The organism is Metabacillus sp. Hm71 (assembly GCF_051842955.2).
Lineage (GTDB): Bacteria > Bacillota > Bacilli > Bacillales > Bacillaceae > Metabacillus.
Window position 1 is genome coordinate 1920988 of the sequence record NZ_CM200278.1, and the last position, 19156, is coordinate 1940143.

General features: G+C 39.2%; 16 protein-coding genes. 15 read left to right on the forward strand and 1 reads right to left on the reverse strand.

Features of this window, described 5'->3' with window-relative positions:
• Positions 1–23: 23 nt before the first annotated feature.
• From thiM to ACSVDH_RS09060, 6 genes are all read left to right on the forward strand, one after another.
• The gene (thiM, locus tag ACSVDH_RS09035) at positions 24–830 is read left to right on the forward strand and encodes a hydroxyethylthiazole kinase (RefSeq protein WP_299089074.1); all 807 of its coding nucleotides are present in this window, start codon (positions 24–26) and stop codon (positions 828–830) included.
• Positions 831–854: 24 nt separating this feature from the next.
• Positions 855–1670 carry a bifunctional hydroxymethylpyrimidine kinase/phosphomethylpyrimidine kinase gene (gene thiD / locus ACSVDH_RS09040; protein WP_439253586.1) on the forward strand — a complete coding sequence of 272 codons (816 nt, stop codon included), beginning with the start codon at positions 855–857 and terminating at the stop codon, positions 1668–1670.
• A gap of 14 nt (positions 1671–1684) precedes the next feature.
• Positions 1685–2344 (forward strand): thiamine phosphate synthase, encoded by a 660-nt coding sequence (thiE, locus tag ACSVDH_RS09045; RefSeq protein ID WP_439253588.1) that lies wholly within the window; start codon positions 1685–1687, stop codon positions 2342–2344.
• A 470-nt stretch (positions 2345–2814) separates the two neighbouring features.
• On the forward strand, positions 2815–3846 hold the full coding sequence (locus tag ACSVDH_RS09050) for a phosphotransferase (RefSeq protein WP_518617861.1): 1032 nt from the start codon (positions 2815–2817) through the stop codon (positions 3844–3846).
• A 205-nt stretch (positions 3847–4051) separates the two neighbouring features.
• On the forward strand, positions 4052–4918 hold the full coding sequence (locus ACSVDH_RS09055) for a cation diffusion facilitator family transporter (RefSeq protein WP_299089085.1): 867 nt from the start codon (positions 4052–4054) through the stop codon (positions 4916–4918).
• 119 nt (positions 4919–5037) lie between these two features.
• Positions 5038–5274: a hypothetical protein gene (locus ACSVDH_RS09060; RefSeq protein ID WP_439249165.1), complete on the forward strand. Its 237-nt coding sequence runs from the start codon at positions 5038–5040 to the stop codon at positions 5272–5274.
• A gap of 77 nt (positions 5275–5351) precedes the next feature.
• Here ACSVDH_RS09060 and ACSVDH_RS09065 read toward each other — a convergent pair whose 3' ends face one another.
• The gene (locus ACSVDH_RS09065) at positions 5352–6407 is read right to left on the reverse strand and encodes an SLAC1 family transporter (protein WP_439249166.1); all 1056 of its coding nucleotides are present in this window, start codon (positions 6405–6407) and stop codon (positions 5352–5354) included.
• 229 nt (positions 6408–6636) lie between these two features.
• Between ACSVDH_RS09065 and ACSVDH_RS09070 the strand changes: the two genes are divergently transcribed.
• The 9 genes from ACSVDH_RS09070 (at position 6637) to ACSVDH_RS09110 (ending at position 19144) form a co-directional block, all read left to right on the forward strand.
• Positions 6637–7842: an MFS transporter gene (locus ACSVDH_RS09070; RefSeq protein WP_439249167.1), complete on the forward strand. Its 1206-nt coding sequence runs from the start codon at positions 6637–6639 to the stop codon at positions 7840–7842.
• Positions 7843–8180: 338 nt separating this feature from the next.
• Positions 8181–11915 carry a DUF6359 domain-containing protein gene (locus tag ACSVDH_RS09075; protein ID WP_439249168.1) on the forward strand — a complete coding sequence of 1245 codons (3735 nt, stop codon included), beginning with the start codon at positions 8181–8183 and terminating at the stop codon, positions 11913–11915.
• A 226-nt stretch (positions 11916–12141) separates the two neighbouring features.
• On the forward strand, positions 12142–13542 hold the full coding sequence (locus ACSVDH_RS09080; RefSeq protein ID WP_439249169.1) for a sigma-54 interaction domain-containing protein: 1401 nt from the start codon (positions 12142–12144) through the stop codon (positions 13540–13542).
• 13 nt (positions 13543–13555) lie between these two features.
• Entirely contained in the window at positions 13556–14407 is an 852-nt protein-coding gene (gene ablB / locus ACSVDH_RS09085; RefSeq protein ID WP_439249170.1) for a putative beta-lysine N-acetyltransferase, read from the forward strand.
• A 239-nt stretch (positions 14408–14646) separates the two neighbouring features.
• A complete protein-coding gene (kamA, locus tag ACSVDH_RS09090; protein WP_439249171.1) occupies positions 14647–16044 on the forward strand; it encodes a lysine 2,3-aminomutase in 1398 nt (465 codons plus the stop codon).
• A 24-nt stretch (positions 16045–16068) separates the two neighbouring features.
• Positions 16069–16341, forward strand: coding sequence for a YokU family protein (locus ACSVDH_RS09095; RefSeq protein ID WP_439249172.1), 273 nt, complete (start codon positions 16069–16071; stop codon positions 16339–16341).
• 48 nt (positions 16342–16389) lie between these two features.
• Positions 16390–17730 carry an aspartate aminotransferase family protein gene (locus ACSVDH_RS09100; RefSeq protein ID WP_439249173.1) on the forward strand — a complete coding sequence of 447 codons (1341 nt, stop codon included), beginning with the start codon at positions 16390–16392 and terminating at the stop codon, positions 17728–17730.
• Positions 17731–17742: 12 nt separating this feature from the next.
• On the forward strand, positions 17743–18441 hold the full coding sequence (locus tag ACSVDH_RS09105) for a CoA transferase subunit A (protein WP_439249174.1): 699 nt from the start codon (positions 17743–17745) through the stop codon (positions 18439–18441).
• A 40-nt stretch (positions 18442–18481) separates the two neighbouring features.
• The gene (locus ACSVDH_RS09110; protein ID WP_299089106.1) at positions 18482–19144 is read left to right on the forward strand and encodes a 3-oxoacid CoA-transferase subunit B; all 663 of its coding nucleotides are present in this window, start codon (positions 18482–18484) and stop codon (positions 19142–19144) included.
• The last annotated feature ends 12 nt before the right edge of the window (positions 19145–19156 follow it).

A 19156-nucleotide genomic window follows, 5' to 3' on the forward strand; every position in this document is an offset into this window, starting at 1 on the left:
GAATAGCAGAAAGGAAAAGAAAGATGAAGGTTGAGCAAATAATTAATACATTTGAAAAACTTAAACAGCAAAATCCACTAGTTCATAATATTACGAATGTGGTTGTAACAAATTTTACCGCAAATGGTTTGTTAGCATTAGGTGCATCACCTGTTATGGCCTATGCAAAGGAAGAAGTTGCCGAAATGGCAAAACTAGCAGGTGCTTTAGTTTTAAATATTGGAACATTGACACATGATGAAATTGAAGCGATGGTGATTGCTGGGAAGTCAGCAAATCTTCATGATGTACCAGTTATCTTTGATCCAGTCGGTGCAGGAGCTACTGCCTATCGAACAGAAACAGCTCGGCGAATCGTTAAAGAATTAGAGATATCAATTTTACGAGGAAATGCTGCAGAAATTGCAAATGTTATTGGGGAAGCATGGACCATTAAAGGTGTTGATGCTGGACAAGGTTCCGGCAATACAATTGATTTGGCGCAAATCGCAGCGCAAAAATTAAATACTTTAGTCATTATAACTGGTAAAGAAGATGTCATAACAGATGGCCAACATACCTTTGTTGTCTATAATGGTCATCCTTTGCTAACCAAAGTGACAGGAGCCGGTTGTTTGTTAAGCTCAGTCGTTGGGGCATTTGCTGCAGTGGAAAAAGACTTGCTCCAGGCAGCGGTTGCAGCACTTACGACATATGGAGTTGCTGCTGAATTAGCAGCTGAAAAAACGGTTCAAGCCGGACCTGGAAGCTTTCAAATTGAATTTTTGAATCAATTGGCAAATGTTTCACCAGAAGATGTCAATCAGTTTGCTAAAATCGAAAAACTGTAAGATAAGATAAAGGAGAGAATGAAAATGGCTATAAAAAAAGCTTTGACAATTGCCGGATCAGATAGCGGCGGGGGTGCCGGTATTCAGGCCGATCTAAAAACCTTTCAAGAATTAAATGTATTTGGCATGTCAGCCATTACTGCGGTTACTGCACAAAATACACTTGGCGTGCATGGGGTCTATCCATTATCTGTTGAAGCAGTTGTTAATCAAATAGAAGCGATTGGGAATGACTTAGGAACAAATGCAGTAAAAACAGGGATGTTATTTAGCGGTGAAATCATCAAGGCTGTTGCTGAGGCAGTAAAAAAGTTTCAATGGGAACATGTTGTGGTCGATCCAGTCATGATTGCTAAAGGTGGAGCACCTTTATTACAAAATGAGGCAGTAGCTGCACTTAAACAATATCTTTTACCTTTAGCGATGGTTATCACTCCAAATATTCCTGAAGCAGAAGTTTTGGCCGATATGTCGATTCGAACAATGGATGACCGGTTGGAAGCAGCCAAACGCTTGTATCAATTTGGTGCAAAGTATGTTGTGATCAAGGGCGGTCATGATGAGGGGGAAGAATTAGTCGATATCTTATATAATGGCGAAGAGTTTACTTATTATAAAGGTAAGCGAATTGCAACGAAGAATACCCATGGTACAGGCTGTACATTTGCTGCAGCCGTTACGGCAGAACTTGCAAAAGGGAATACGGTTGAACAAGCCGTTCAAACAGCAAAAAACTTTATTCAAGCTGCAATTGAGGATGACTTAGAAATTGGTAATGGCCATGGCCCAACCAATCACTGGGCTTACCAACAACGGCAGCAAGCAAAGATTCGACAATAAAGGGGAGATTCGGTTTGGACAGAATTTCAAGAAGAGAAATGAATGAGTTATTGCGATTATATTTTATTATGGGCAGTAATAACTGTAAAATAGACCCACAAGTTGTACTTGATCAAGCGATCAAAGGGGGAATAACATTATTTCAGTTTAGAGAAAAAGGAACAGGTGCTTTCACAGGTGCTGAAAAAGTTGAACTTGCTAAACAATTACAAGCTATATGTAAAAACTATTCAATCCCTTTTATCGTAAACGATGATATTGAGCTGGCCCTTGCCATTAACGCTGACGGGGTTCATATTGGACAAGATGATGCATCAGCGGAGGAAGTAAGACAGAAGATCGGAAATAAAATTTTAGGTGTATCCGCTCATAATCTAGATGAGGTTGAAAAGGCGATCGCAGATGGAGCAGATTATGCAGGAATTGGACCAATCTACTCGACAAAAACAAAAGAGGATGCAAAAACAGCACAGGGAACAGCAATTATTAAGGAAGTTCGTAAAAAAGGCATTGATTTGCCAATCGTTGGAATTGGCGGGATTACGTCCGAAAATGCAGCACCAGTGATCGAAAGCGGGGGCAACGGTATTTCCGTCATTTCAGCAATTAGTCTTGCAGAAAATCCAACAGAACGTGCTAGCGAGCTTAGATCAATTGTTGAACAGCTTTTATAGAAACTAATAATTATAAAGAGGAGGACATCTCCAAAAGGATTAACCCTTTGGAGATGTCCTCATTTTTATAATAATATCAGAATTTATATATTTTCTTAACATAGCTTGCGTTTCGAATCTAGCTCCAGGCGCCATCGGCTCTAGGGTCTAGTCAAACAGGAATAGAAGGTAAAGAACACCTTCTATTCCTGTTCGCCTTTTGCTTGTCGCCGAATGCTTAGCGCCTTGCGCTTTTTTTAAAGTTTAATAAATAAAATTTTAACCTAGTTTTTGTGTCTAGCTCCAGCGCCTAGCACCTCTTGGGTCTAGCCACTCATGAATTGAAGGCAAAGAACGCCTTCTATTCATGAGCGTCTTATTTGCCCTAGGCTGATCAAGGCGCTTACTCATTCCTTATGAAGGAAATAGAAAACTTAAGTAGAAGTATGGGATAAAGAGGTTTGATCCAATAATAAAGGTGGGGTGCTATTATGGAATTATCTACAAAGCTAATAAATATAATCAAAAGCAGCTATGGGATTGATGAGATCCTCGACTTCCAGCGCTTAGAGGGCGGGTATTGGAATGATGTATTTAAAATGAAAACAAAAAATGAAATGTTCGTGTTGCGAATAAGCCACCGTTCAACGAAAAAAGAAGGCCTAATGTATGAGCATATGTTACTGAACTATATGAATAAACAGATCAAGGAAATTCCCGCCCCAATAAAGCTCCACGACACGACAACATTCTTTTTTCATGAAGGCAGAATCATGTCCTTATATCCTTTTATGGAGGGAGCAATTCCGGAAAAAACGAAAGCAACGAGAAATGCAGCCGCAGAAATGCTGGCAAAATTACATGTGGCAGCCCAACGATTTCCGAGCGAAAAACAAAATCCAGGACACACCTCCGTTAGACACCTCAATTGGAATCATAATCATATGTGGAATTGGGAAAAGCTTAAACGTCAGTTGGAGAAGCATGCACACCTCCTTTTCACATCACATAATGATCATCCATCCCAGCATGAGAATATAACTAAGTTGATTACGATGCGCAAAGAAATAGAACGACAAAAGGAAGAAATCTCACAATGGATTGTTCAGTTATCCAATACAAATCCTGAATTACTCTTTGCTCCAACACATGGTGACTATTACCGAGGTAATATATTATGTATAAATGATCAAATTTCTGCGGTAATAGATTGGGATGAATGCAGACCAGATTGGCTGGTTTATGAACTAGCACGAGCGACCTGGGAATTTTGCAAGGATAAAAAGCAAAATACTCTGAATCGGGAATGGGCAATAGATTTTGTTCAAGTGTATAAAAACGCTGGAGGTCCTGTTTCAGCAAATGAGCTGCAGCTTCTGATTCCTTTTATTCGTTCAGTTAGAATGATTGAAATATTGTTTTATTTGGATCAAGGTTTTCAAGGTGAACCATGGGATCCGGAATATACCTTGCATAATTTATACTCGCTTATCAATCTAACCACCTACCAAGATTTATTTTAGTTAAAGCATTAATAAATACGGAAGGGATGAATCAGACTAACAGACAGGAGAGAGTGAATTTGTACAATTATAAGAGATTTTACTTGAGGAAACTCTTTTGCCTGAGCAATACTAGTATAGAATAGAGAAACAAGGTTGCTCTAGACTCACACGATTATTAATTGTTATGATGTTCAAGGAATTGAATTGTGGAGGCTAGAAATGGATGGAACAAAAATATAACGACTTAAAATTAGGAGAACGAGGAGTTATCATTAGCATCATTGCTTATATCTGCTTATCCTCGCTTAAATTACTTATTGGATACATAGCAAATTCAGAGGCTCTTAAGGCAGATGGTTTAAACAATGCCACAGATATCATCGCTTCAGTTGCCGTCTTAATCGGTCTTAGAGTATCACAAAAACCGGCTGATAAAGACCATCCATATGGACATTGGAAGGCTGAAACAGTTGCTTCCATGGTTGCTTCTTTTATCATGATTGTTGTTGGTATACAAGTTTTATTCGGCGCGGTTCAATCTGTATTTGCGAGCAAGCAGGAAGCACCCGACTTAATTTCTGCGTGGACCGGTATTTTTTGTGCCATCGTTATGTTTTTTGTTTATCGATATAATCGAAATTTAGGCAGGAAAATCAATAGCCAAGGCCTAATGGCAGCAGCAAAAGATAATCTGTCAGATGCTTGGGTTAGTATCGGAACCGTTATAGGGATTATCGGTTCACAATTTGCCTTGCCATGGTTGGATCCGTTAACTGCTTTTATTGTAGGATTGCTTATTTGTAAAACGGCATGGGATATATTTAGAGATGCTTCACATCATTTAACAGATGGATATGATACTGAAAAAATGGAGGCTTACAAAGAGACCGTTTTATCTCAGTTTGGGGTAAAGGGAGTAAAGGACATTAAAGCCAGGAACTATGGGAATAATTCTGTCGTCGATGTTGTCATTCTAGTCAACTCCAACCTTGGGATTCGTGATGCACATGATATTTCTACCGAGGTTGAAGAAGCCCTTAAAGTTGAGCATGGGGTTTATGATGTGCATGTTCATGTTGAGCCGAATTAACTATATTATTGATGGGGAAAACTTGTGTTAAGTCAGTCTACACATAACTGGCATAAATTTTTAACAAATGCGCACGATATGGATTAGAAAATATTTTCATTTATCGGAGGCTAGCATGTATGGAACAACAAAACAATTTACTGCAAGCACAGCAGAACGTTCAAAAAGCACATCAGCAGCTGCAAATGAAAAATCAACAATTATTACAAGCGCAGCAACTGGTACAAACTGAAATACATCAGTTAAAACAAGCCCAGCAGCAGGTTGCGAAAGCACAACAAGATGTCCAAATTGCTCAGCAAAAACTTCAAGAAGCACAAGCCGCAGCAATGATCTATCAAAATCATCCCCAATAAAATACTGGCCATTACGAACGGTTGTGGTGTTCTATAATAAAGGTCGAAGAGCAATCCGAAAATAGTGGATTGCTCGTTTACATATGTGAGGTGGTGGAGACATCTTGGTTTTGCATGATCTCCAATTTTGAATAGGTAAAGAGTGATACCTGGATGACTAAAAGAATAAGCACAACCCAGCCAAGAGGGGTGATGAGTTGATGTTGAAAAACAAAAGGGTAATGGAAGGAAGAATAGTTATCTAGAAACCTCTTCGTGAATAAATAGAACATCCCAAAGGTGAAGTTTCTGCTCCATTGTGATTGATGGTACGTAAATATTCCTTTTACTACTCCATATGTTTTAATTCTCATAAATCCTCGGATTAATTCAAAACTTTCTACAATTAAAAATAGAGTAAAGGCAGTATACCAGACAAATGTTAGGATAGACACGCTAAAATGGCCGGAAACTGTCATTGACAGCCCTGTGATCGAAACCGCTCCGTGGATGATGCAATCTGTATTTTTCCATTCATGAATATTTGTGTAGTTATCAAAAAATCGCTTGAACAATAATAAGAAACAAAAAAGGTAAAAAGCAATACCAATGAAAATAAATGTATCAATAAGGACATTAGGGATGATTTGACTATGGAGATTACTCATTAAACTAGCCATTGATTGTGTACTAACTGTAGACAGCAATAAAACACCATGTGTATGAGAAATACACCCATTAATAATTATCCGTCTGAACTGGTGTATACTGATGGCTATGAAGACGCTCCACATAATAAGATTAAGTAAAAATATCATTTCGACACTATGCAGACTGCCTGGAAAACGGTGAATGGCCAAATTGCCGATAACAGATGTTGAGGCAATCCATGTTCCAGCACCAAAAAACGTTATAGGGTTTTCCATGAGAGAATGTCGATAATCAGGTTTGAGTATAGAGCGAAAAAAAGTAACCAGTAAAAGAAACCATATTAAAATGATCAAATAAGTACAATAATTGCCCAAAGTTTTGTTAAGAACGGAAAATTGCTGAATGGCCCCGACCAAAAAGATACCGATTGCCATGATAATGGAGCCTGAAGACGCCTCGATATGTGAAAACAGTAAATGCTTAGGAGACTTCATTTGTTTCATAATCCTGTTGCACTCCTTATTTATTTTAAAAATGAACCTAATCGTTATCTTAACACAATACACTTATTATTGTGAATGAAGCATCATGAAAGAGATCATTTATAACTGTTAACTAAGTCAACTATTAAGCAGGTATAAAAGCTTTTTTGTGGAATACATATAAAAAGGTCCCTGAGAGGTTACTGCTTATTGTATAATTGTGAAACAACGGGAGAAGGGAGGAATAAACATGGAAAATAAGGAAGCTCCTGCTCTATGGACAAAATCATTTCTTTTACTCATCATCGGGAATCTCTTTTTATTTATGAGTTTTATGATGTTAATGCCTACCATGCCGCCGCAAGCAAAAGCGCTTGGTGCATCTGATGTGCAAATTGGACTGGTCACATCGCTATTCGCCATTGCTGCCATTATCGTCCGGCCATTTATTGGTTTTATGCTGGAATCCTCTAGCCGAAAATGGCTTGTTGTTGTCGGGGCTGTTATTTTATTGCTTCTAACCATCAGTTATACGTATACTTCGGTCATCTTGCTTTTCCTTGCCGTCCGATTTATTCACGGGTTTGCATGGGGAGTCTCAACAACAGTTAATGGAACAGTGGCTGTTGAACTGGTACCGCAAAAGCGGATTGGTGAGGGGATGGGCTACTTTGGCTTATCAGTTACCATTGGAATGATCGTTGCACCAAGTCTAGGAATCTTTTTATATCAAAACTTTGGTTTTGGAACCTTGATTATTGGTTCAGTCATATTGGGACTGATTGCCATCGTCACTTTAGCGTTGGGTAAGTATCATACTCCAAAAGCTGTCCAGGAAAAGCACTTTAATCCAAAGGAATTTTCTTTCTTTAAATCTTTAATCGATAAGGATAGCTGGTATCCTGCAGTTGTAACGATTCTTTCAACCTTTGGCTATGGAGCGATTGTTACATTCATCGTCATTTTTGGGGAAGAACGGGAAATTGATCAAATTTTTCTCTATTATTTCTGTAATGCTGTAATGGCAACCATTGTTCGTCCAATTTCAGGAAAATGGTTTGATTCAAGAGGACCATGGTCATTGATTGTGGTTTGTGCCTTATTAACAATCGCGGGTCTATGGGTTTTATCCTATACATATTCTGTTGGAATGCTCATTCTTGCCGGGTGTTTATTTGGAATAGGCTATGGCTCAATGATGCCCGCTCTTCAAGCATGGGTATTATCAAAAACAAAGCCTGAGCAGCGCGGGATTGCCAATGGGATGTTTTATTCATCGATTGATTTAGGGCTCGGATTAAGTGCCATAATTTTAGGAGCGGTATCAGCATTTGTCGGTTTAGGAACTGTTTTCCAGCTTTCAAGCATTTGCTTTATTCTTGTTATTTTAATGACATTGATCGATTTTCGTAAACAAAGACAGGTTAAGAAAAATCAATCAACGGTTGCTGTTTAATAAAAGCTTAACAAGAAAAGGAGGATGATCAAGATGATTATCCTCCTTTTGGTCATGTTTATAAGCAAACTATTTAAAGAATAAGTTTTAGTAGATTATCAATAATTTCTAAGATTCTTTAGAAAAATAAATATAGGCTTTAATAGCTAATAATGAATAAGGAATCTATGTCTATTATTGTTGAAGTGCGAAGGCGTTAAATTCGAATTTCTAGTAAATTCGACTCGTTTTTTGCTGTCTGACTGCCAATCTATGAAATTTTTACATTATATTTACAATATCTAAATACTATTATTGTAAGTTTTAAATAGTGTGACAAAATAGTAAGGAGGAGAAGTATGGGGCAAAAACTTGTTAGTAGAGTCGTTTTATTTGTCATGATTTTTTCATTGGTTTTTCCAGGTATTCTATCAAATTTTACAACAGGAGCAAGAGCGGAAGAAACTGCACTCACAGTAGATGAAGCGATTGCAAAAAAAAATAGCGGAGAAAGTGCGACTGTAGAAGGATATATCGTAGGACATACGATCGGTACCGCTAATTATGATTTTGAAGCACCATTTACTAATGATAATAATTTTGCAATTGCAGATTCCCCTTCTCAAAAGGATGCAACAAAAATTATGCCCGTCCAATTATCTTCTTCGTTTCGACCGTCATTTGGACTGCAAACAAATCCTGCCATTATCGGAAAAAAAGTTAGAGTTACTGGTAACCTGGAAGCATATTTTTCGAAGCCAGGTGTCAAAGATCCATCGGTAATTGAATTCTTAGATGGTACAGGCCCGACAGATCCCGATCCTGTAACACCAGGTGAGATTTCGATCTCTGAAGCCCGCTCTAAATCAGGACAAGAGGTAACGGTTGTTGGAACAGTAACCGCTGACAACTCTGCGATTGGCGGCGGAAGATTGTCAACATTTATCCAGGATGAATCAGCAGGAATTAATCTATTTGCAATGTCTGCTGATCGTTTTCCTGATTTAAAGGAAGGTCAGCAAATTAAAGTGACTGGTACGATTACATCTTATCGTGGTTTAACTGAATTGACCCCAAAAGCAAATGGAATTGAAGTGATATCAGAAAATAATCAATTGCCGCAACCGAAAGAATTGACATTACTAGATGTAACAAATGCTAGTAGTGCAGAAGCTAAAGAAGGCCAGCTCGTTAAAGTAAAAGGCTTTGTTCAAAGTGTTCCTAGTTCACCAGCTGGTGGCGGATACAATGTGTCGGTTATAGATGAAAACTTTAATAGCACAACTATTCGCATTATGGAAGCGACAAATGCGATCTCTTCAGTTAAGACTGGAAAGTGGTATGAATTTACCGGAGTATTGAGTCAATATGATTCCTATCAACTATTACCTCGTAAAGTGGAGGATATTCAATTACTGGATCCACAGCTGGAAGCACCACAATCAGCTGGAGAATATACCTCAACTGTGGCAAGTGTAGTAGATGGCGATACGATCCATTTACAAACACCTGTATTGGGGACAACAAAGGTTCGTTATGTAAACATTGATACACCAGAAACATACCATACACCACAAAATGAGGCTGATCAAAATCAGTTGGATCATGGAAATAGAGCAAAGGCTTATTTAAATGAGCTGTTGAAGCCTGGTGATGAGGTCATTGTTAAAGTTGGCGAGGAAGCAACAGATGATTATGGCCGTTTATTGGCACAAGTCATTCGTAAAAGTGATCAATTAAACACGAATTTAGAAATGGTGAAAAAGGGATTTGCTTCAACCTACTTTATCTGGCCTGTAGGCGATGAAGCGGATTACAATCTGTTTCAGGCTGCTGTTAAGGAAGCAAAGGATGCAGGATTAGGAATTTGGGATCCGGCCGATCCCTTAATGGAATTGCCTTTTGCCTTTCGTGCACGAGATGAAGAGAAAGGATTTACTAGATTTGTAGGGAATTCAGAAACAAAAATCTATGTAACTCCAGAAGAGTGGGAAGAGGTTCCTGTTGAAAAACGGATTTTCTTTGCTAGTGCACAAGAAGCGGAAGACAATGGCTATATTGCAACTAATGGAAATGAAGAAAATGACAACATCAGCGTTCAATTATTAGGTGTCAATGATCTTCACGGAAAAGTAGATGTAACTGGAACCGTCAGCGGCGTTAATTATGGACGCATCGATTACCTTGCAGCATACTTGCGTCAGCGAGAAGCAACAAATCCGAACACGCTGATTGTCCATGCTGGCGATATGGTAGGAGGAAGCTCACCTGTTTCTGCCCTATTACAAGATGAGCCGACAGTAGAAATGATGGAGTCGATCGGTTTTGACGTAGGGACAGTCGGGAACCACGAGTTTGACGAAGGTGTTAACGAAATGCTACGGCTCATCAATGGCGGGGACCATGCAAATGGGACAGCGAACTACGATGGAATTGATTTTCCTATGGTTGCCGCAAATGTAGAGTATAAAGATTCAAGTCAATTAGTATTAGACCCTTATGCGATTAAAGAGGTTGGCGGTGCAAAGATTGGCTTTATCGGTGTGGCAACAATTGAAACACCAAACATGATTATTTCAAAAGGTAATGAACATATCCGTTTTACTGATGAAGCAGAAGCAATTAACAAGTACGTCCCAGAGCTTCAGGCACAAGGAGTTGAAGCAATCGTTATTCTCGCCCACGTACCTGGTAACCAATCAGGTGAAACTGCGACTGGCGACATTGCCAACATTGCAACTAAAGTAAATGATGCTGTTGACGTTATTTTTGCTGCTCACAATCATGTGAAATTAAATGCAGTTGTAGATAATAAGTTAATTGTTCAAGCATGGGAATATGGAAAGGCATTTTCTGATATTGATTTGGAAATTGACCGCATTTCAGGGGATATTGTAAAAAAATCAGCTGAAATTGTGGATGTCGTACAAGGAGGAACCAGCCCAGATGCAGAAGTAAAATCAATTTTAGATAAATATCTAGAAGAAGTGGGACCAAAGCTGAATGAGATCGTTGGAACAGCAGGTTCAGAAATGGCTGGAGGCTACACGCAAAAAGGATTAATTGGTGATAACGCATTAGGAAACTTAATCGCAGATGGAATGGCTGCTGCAATGGATAGCGATTTTGCTTTAATGAATGGCGGAGGAATCCGCGACGATTTAAATGCAGGCGATATTACATGGAATGAATTATTTAATATTCAACCGTTCGGAAACACGTTGGTCAAGCTTGAAGTAACGGGTGCTGATCTGCGTGCCATTCTTAACAGTCAATTTAGTAGTTATGGTCCTGATGTTAGTATAGCTGGATTTAGTTATACATGGGATAGTACAAAGGGAACCTATGGTGAAGTGATTAATATGTTTTTACCAGACGGTTCGAAAATAGATGAGGAGCAAACCTATACGGTTACAGTAAATAATTATATGTATCCTCATAGTAGTGATAAATATCTTCTAGGCAAACTTGGAGAAAATCCGGTTCAAGGTCCGGAAGACTTACAAGCAACTGTTGATTTTGTAAAAAGTCTTGCGGGAGAGATTAATTATACGGCAGAAGGACGAATTTCCGAGGACTATACAGCACCTGTCACTTCACATACATTATCACAACCTGATAAAGCAAATGGTGAATACTCAAAAGAAGCAACTGTTTCCCTTTCCGCACTAGAAACAGGTGTAGGGCTGGATTATATTGAGTATAAACTTAATGATGGCGAATGGACAAAATATGAACAGCCTTTTACTGTGAAGGATGAAGGAGAATACACATTATCATACCGGGCAAAAGATAGAGTTCATAACCTGGAAGAAGTTAAAATAGTTACCTTTACAATTAAAGATACAACCATTCAGGATGTGAAAAATGCCATTCTAGAATCCAGCTTAAATAATGGTCTTAAGCGATCCTTCCAAAATCATCTTGAAAGAGCAGAAGGATATCTTGACACAAATACAAAACTCGCCAGAAATAAACTTCAGGATGTAAAAAAGAAGATTAGTCAATTGCCGAATACACAGGTGACAGAACAAGAAAAGCAAGAATTAATCAGCCTAATTGACGAATTCTTAATTGGATTAATAAATAATTGAAACGAAGAGCAAAAGCTGCTAGGATTCTCTGGCAGCTTTTTGTCTTTAACCATCAAAATATGCACGAAAAATCAAGCAAGATTAGACATCATACTATAGTGGATTATGTGTGATAAGATGTACTTTTATCTCTGAAAGAATAGTTAAGAACAAGACTTAATAACAATAAATATAGAGCCATTTTCGGAAATGAAACAGTCGTGCTTGAAAACGAGGTGGGCTTACAATGTTTTTAGAATCTTTTGAAACAAAACAGATGCTAGAAGCGATTTTGGGCAGTATTGATGAAGCGATTCATGCCGTTAATTCAGAAGGGATTACGATCTATTATAATAAGGTAGCGGCAAAGCATGACGGCGTTGAGATTGATGAGGTGCTGGGGAAGCATGTTCTTGACGTATTTCCATCATTAACAAGGCAAACGAGCACCCTTTTGAAGGTGATTGAAACAGGAAAACCAATCTACCAGCAATCCCAAACCTATAAAAATAGCAAGGGCCAACTGATTGATACAGTCAATACAACGATTCCAATAAAAGTTGGAAATCGGATTGCAGGAGCGGTTGAGATTGCTAAGGATTTAACAAAAGTCAAACAGCTTTCTGAAAAACTGCTTGAGCTTCAGCAAAAAATGAATAACAAAAAAACAAAACCGTCATCCTCATCTGGCGCTAAATACAATTGGGATGACCTCATCACAAACTGTGATTCAATGAAAAAGGTGATCAGCAAAGGGAAAAGGGCTGCCTTTAGCTCCTCACCTGTGATGGTTTATGGAGAAACAGGAACAGGAAAGGAGTTGCTTGTTCAATCTATTCATAATGCCTCTTCACGTAAATCAGGCCCATTTATCGCGCAAAACTGTTCATCTTTGCCTGAATCATTATTAGAGAGTATTTTATTTGGTACCACAAAGGGAAGTTTTACTGGTGCTGTTGACCGTGCCGGGTTGTTCGAACTTGCTCATGGAGGAACGCTTTTTCTTGATGAAATTCATACGATGCCCTTAGATTTCCAAGCAAAACTTTTACGCGTTCTGGAGGATGGCGTAATCCGCAGAGTTGGTGGTACAGAGTCATATATCGTGGATGTCAGAATTATCGTTGCCATGAATGAACATCCATACCGCTGTATGGAAAAGAAACTGCTGCGCTCTGATTTATTTTTTCGCTTAAATGTTTTTTTTCTTGAGCTTCCTCCATTACGAGAGCGAGAAGGAGATATTCCTTTATTAGTCAATCATTTTATTAAAAAATATAATTATTTATTTAATAAACTGGTCATCCATATCGATGAGCTAGTCCAAGCAAAACTTGAAAAACATTCTTGGCAAGGGAATGTTCGTGAATTAGAGCATACAATTGAGTATGCGATGAATATGGCTGAAGGTGATAACCTTACAATGAAGGACTTACCTGATTTTTTAAAAGAAATATCTTCAGAAGAAAAAATCAATCTATCACCATTAAAAGAAACGGTAGAAAAGGTAGAAGCAGAGTTAATTCAAGAGGCATTAGCACAAACAAAGGGGAATATCCTCAAAGCCTCAGTTATATTAGAAGTTCCCAGACAAACGCTGCAATATAAAATGAAAAAATATAAGATAGTAGTTGAATCGACAACATGAAAGGAAGATAAGGATGAATCCACCATACGAAACGATAACCAAAAAAACCATTCATTATACACTACAGATTTATCTTGATTATTTTAATGAGCGCCTTCGTGTCGATCAATACCAGGGAAATATGTCAATGATTCTGCAAGAACTCGATCAACTAGTAAACAAAAGCTCGTTTACAAAAGTGATTTTTTTTGCAAGACCGGAGCATTGGCAAAAATTGCTATCAACAGGGTTTGAATTAGAGGCAATTATAAAGGGCTATTTTAATGGAACAGACAGTTATATTATGACCTGCTATAAAGATATCGAACGAAGAACTAGTAAATATTGGATCGAAGAGGATACGGTTCTTCAGGAAATCCAGAAAAAAACCACGAAGGAAGCAGCAATCATCCCTGAGCGATATCACTTCCGTAAAGCAGACGAGCAGGATGCAGAGAAACTTGCAGAATTATATAGGATCGTATTTGCTGTTTATCCGACACCTATGAATGACTCGGATTATGTAAAAAAAATGATCAGGTCAGGCACTATTTTTTATGTTGTTGAATGTAACAAACAGCTTGTAAGTGCTGCTTCTGCAGATGTTAACAATACCTTTTACCATGCTGAGCTTACTGACTGTGCGACATTGCCGGAACATAGAAAATATGGATTGATGAAAAAACTCCTTATTCAGCTCGAGGATGAACTAAAGAAGAGCGGGATATTTTGTGCATTCTCGATTGCCCGTGCCCTTTCCTTTGGCATGAATGCTGCTTTTTTTCAGCTTGGCTATCAATACAACGGAAGATTAACAAACAACTGCTATATATTTGACAAATTAGAGGATATGAATGTATGGGTAAAGGATTTATCAAAAAAGTGAGATGACATATGATCTGCCGGTTTTTAAGCATGGTGCCGATTTTTAGGCAATAGAATGGCAGATTCATTTTTACGCTATGCCGAAAATCCAGCATTGAAATTAGGTTTCTATATCTGGCTAATAAAGCTAATTGTAAAAAAAGTATTTGCTGCATTCTCCCCTCTGATCTTTTTTCCTTCATTTCTGTTGGCATGAAACTTGCAAGATAAATGATGTACAGCAAAGAAGGAGGAATGATCATGCTACATGATTTATATAAACCGCAGCGTCATTGGAAAGACATTGAATTGTGGAAGGATGTACCTGAAGAAAAATGGAATGATTGGATCTGGCAGCTTACTAATACTATTCGCACATTGGATGATTTAAAAAAGGTTATTAACCTCACACCCGAAGAAGAGGAAGGGGTGAGGATTTCTACAAAAACAATTCCGCTAAATATTACTCCCTATTATGCAGCATTAATGAATCCCACCGATGTTAGATGTCCAATTCGGATGCAGTCTGTTCCAATTGGAAAAGAAATGTACAAAACAAAATATGATTTAGAGGATCCGCTTGAAGAAGATGAGGATTCACCCGTTGCCGGCTTGACGCACCGCTATCCTGACCGTGTGTTATTTCTGGTTACAAATCAGTGCTCAATGTATTGCCGATATTGTACGCGGAGACGCTTCTCAGGTCAGATTGGGATGGGCGTCCCTAAAAAGCAATTAGATGGAGCCATTGACTATATCCGAAATACACCAGAGGTTCGAGATGTGCTGCTCTCGGGCGGTGACGGACTTTTAATTAATGACAATATTCTTGAATATATTCTAAAAAATCTGCGTGAGATTCCTCACGTTGAAATTATCCGGATCGGCACAAGAGCACCAGTTGTTTTTCCGCAACGTATTACAGAAAATCTTTGCAACATCCTAAAAAAATATCACCCTGTTTGGTTGAATACACACTTTAACACTTCCATTGAAATCACAGAGGAATCAAAACGGGCTTGTGAAATGCTTGTTGATGCAGGAGTTCCTGTAGGAAATCAGGCCGTTATTTTAGCAGGGATCAATGATAGTGTTCCGATCATGAAAAAACTTATGCATGATTTAGTAAAAATCAGGGTCCGCCCTTACTATATTTATCAGTGTGACCTCTCAGAAGGGATCAGCCATTTCCGTGCACCGATTTCCAAAGGTCTTGAGATCATCGAAGGGTTACGTGGACATACAAGCGGCTATGCTGTGCCAGCCTTTGTGGTTGACGCACCTGGGGGAGGCGGGAAAATTACCTTACAGCCGAACTATTTGATATCACAAAGTCCTGCAAAGACCGTGCTTCGTAATTTTGAAGGGGTTATTACCACCTATCCTGAGCCAGAAAACTATGTTGCGGGACGGGCGGATGATTATTTTCAATCCATTTATCAAGCTCATGACCTAAAGCCGTCTAAATTAGGAATCAGCGGTTTATTAAACGATGAAAAGTTGAATCTGGTACCAGATACACTTGAGCGTTACGACCGTAGAGAAAGCTTCAAACAAAGCCCGACCTATTCAACTTTAAAAGAAAAGCGGGAAAAGCGTGATGAGCTGAAAGAGAAAAAATATCAGGCACAATTAAAAAAAGAAAAAAGCAAGGAATGAATGAGCTTGTAAGGAGGTTTGGAAATGAAATGTGAATGGTGTGAGCAATCGGATGCAAATGAAATTACTTGTACCGTTTATTGGGAATTGCCAGACGGCACACGCGCGATTGAAATAACAGAAACACCAGGGATGAAATGTTCGTCATGTGGAATGGAATATCAGACAGAAGAGACAATTCAACAGCTGGAGGATCAGCTGCTATTAATTGATACAACAAAGATTGGCAAGGAAATCTCATACGAGGCGTTAATGGCGCAGCCGAAATTTTTAAAAAGAAATTATTTTCGATTTTAATTATGTGACATAGTCCTGCACTTAAAATGAAAGGATTCGGTGACTTGGATGAAACGTTCGTTGCTAATTAAACCGATGATGAAAGATGCTTATCCAACAGCCACCCATGGTGATGGCATTTATTTATATGATGACACAGGTAAAAAATATATTGACGGCTCCTCAGGTGCTGTAACAGCAAGCATCGGCCATCGGGTCCCGGAAATTATTGAAGCCATGAATAATCAAGCAAAAAAGGTATCTTTTGTGTATCGCTCACAGTTTACCTCAGAGCCGGCAGAGATGCTGGCACAAAAACTAAATGAGCTTGTAGATGCAGGCGAGGACTACTGGTCATTTTTCGTCAATAGCGGATCAGAGGCAACAGAAACAGCGATGAAGATGGCGATCCAACATTGGCAGGAGCAAGGAGACTACAGAAAAACAAAAATCCTATCACGGTTTATTAGCTATCATGGCATCACCATTGGTGCGTTATCAATGTCTGGTCATGTGAAGCGGAGAGAACGGTTTGTACCGCTGCTGGAAGACTTTCCAAGTGCAGCGGCTCCATACTGTTATCGATGTCCATTTAAAAAGACTTTTCCTGAGTGCCAGTTAAGCTGTGCCAATAATTTAGAAACAGCAATTAAGCGGATTGGAGCCGAGCATATCGCTGCCTTTATCGCTGAGCCGATCGTAGGAGCAGCTGGCGGGGTTATCGTTCCTCCAGAAGGCTACTATCAACAAATCTCAAAAATTTGTAAACATTATAATATTCTATTTATTGCTGATGAAGTAATGACTGGGATTGGGCGTACAGGAAAAATGTTCGGGATGGATCATTGGGAGATTAAGCCGGATATTATTGCCCTTGGCAAAGGAATGAGTGCAGGCTATACCGCGATGGCAGCAGCCCTTGCAAGTGAGAAGGTGATGACACCGATTTTACAAGGCTCGGGTTCGATTATGAGCGGCCATACCTATAGTGCCAATCCGCAATCTGCAGCTGTTGCTTTAGCAGTATTAAATTATATTGAAAAACATAGACTGCTAGATAAGGTGAATGATAACGGCGGCTATTTGCTGCAAAAACTAGAGGAAATAGCCGGAGATCTAAATATGATTGGGAATGTTCGCGGAAAAGGGCTGATGATTGGTGTCGAGTTTGTGTCCAACCGAATGACCAAGGAACCATTCAGCCAATCTGAAACAGTTACAAGCCGAGTTGTTGACAGAGCACGCGAGAAGGGTTTGCTTATTTATCCGGCATCTGCTGGTGAAGAGGGAGTTCATGGTGATGCAGTCATTATTTCTCCGCCGTTTATCATAACAAAACAAGAAATTGATCAGCTAGTACATCTTTTTAAAGAAACGGTCATAGAGATTCAAAGAGAATTAGATTGTTAGGGGGAAAGGACAGTGACGGCTCCAAAAAAATCAATCAGCAAAATAGGCACCCTTGAAGAAGCATTATCACATATTCATAATGGATGTACTCTCATGTTTGGCGGTTTTGGGGGTATCGGTAATCCGCCATCATTAATCAATGGAATTCTCGAAAAAGGGATAACGGATTTAACATTAATCGGTAATGATACCGGATTTCCTGATATCGGGATTGGCCGGCTTGTAAGCCAAGGCAGAGCTACAAAATTAATCGTATCCCATATCGGCTCAAATCCAATCGCAGGACAATTAATGATGGAAGGAAAATTAGCAGTTGAATTTTCCCCGCAAGGTACGTTAGCGGAACGAATTCGTGCTGGTGGAGTTGGTCTTGGCGGGATCTTAACCGATGTGGGTCTTGATAGCATGGTGGAGAAAGGTAAGCAAAAAGTAACCGTTAATGGCAAGGAATTTCTGCTGGAAACCGCACTGACAGCAGATATTGCCATTGTAAATGCCAAAAAGGCAGATACCTTTGGCAATCTTATTTATGAAACAAGTGCCAGAAATACGAATCCGTTAGTTGCCATGGCCGGCAGATTTACCATTGCAGAGGTGGAAGAAATCGTTGAGATGGGTGAACTTGACCCGGAAATAATAGTGACGCCAGGGATTTACGTAGATCTTGTTGTTCAAAGTAATGGAGTGGATTGGAAGTGGGCTTGGGAGTAGCGTATGATCAAGACCAATGGGCTTTTAGGGGGGATTAAAGTTGAGCATGGATAAGGAGATCAGAAACCGAATCGCCAAACGAGCAGCAAAGGAAATTCAAAATGGGATGATCGTCAATCTGGGAATAGGGATTCCTTCTTTAGTACCCAACCATCTCCCTGAAGATGTACATGTCATGTTTCAAGCGGAAAATGGTATTCTCGGCATGGGGAAATCACCTGAAAAAGGAGAAGAGGATCCAACATTATGTAATGCTGGAGGCTTTCCTGTCACCATAAACCCTGGAGCGTCTTATTTTGACAGTGCAACGGCTTTTGGAATGATCCGTTCTGGTTACTTGGATGTTACAATTCTTGGCGGTCTTGAAGTTAGTGAAAAGGGTGATTTAGCAAACTGGATTGTACCTGGAAAAAGGGTACCGGGAATTGGCGGAGCTATGGAGCTGGCTAAAAAAGCGAAAAAAGTCATTGTCTTAATGAATCATTGTAATAAAAAAGGAGAACCGAAAATTTTGCAGGCATGTACATTGCCGTTAACTGCAAAGGAATGTGTCAGCATGATTATTACCGATATGGCTGTCATAGAAGTGACCAATCAAGGTCTCCTTCTAAAAGAAGTTATGGATCCTTTTACTGCCGAGGAAGTCGCTCAAAAAACTGGCGCTGCTTTAAATATTTCTGAAAACCTCAACGTGGTGAAATAAAAGGATATGGGA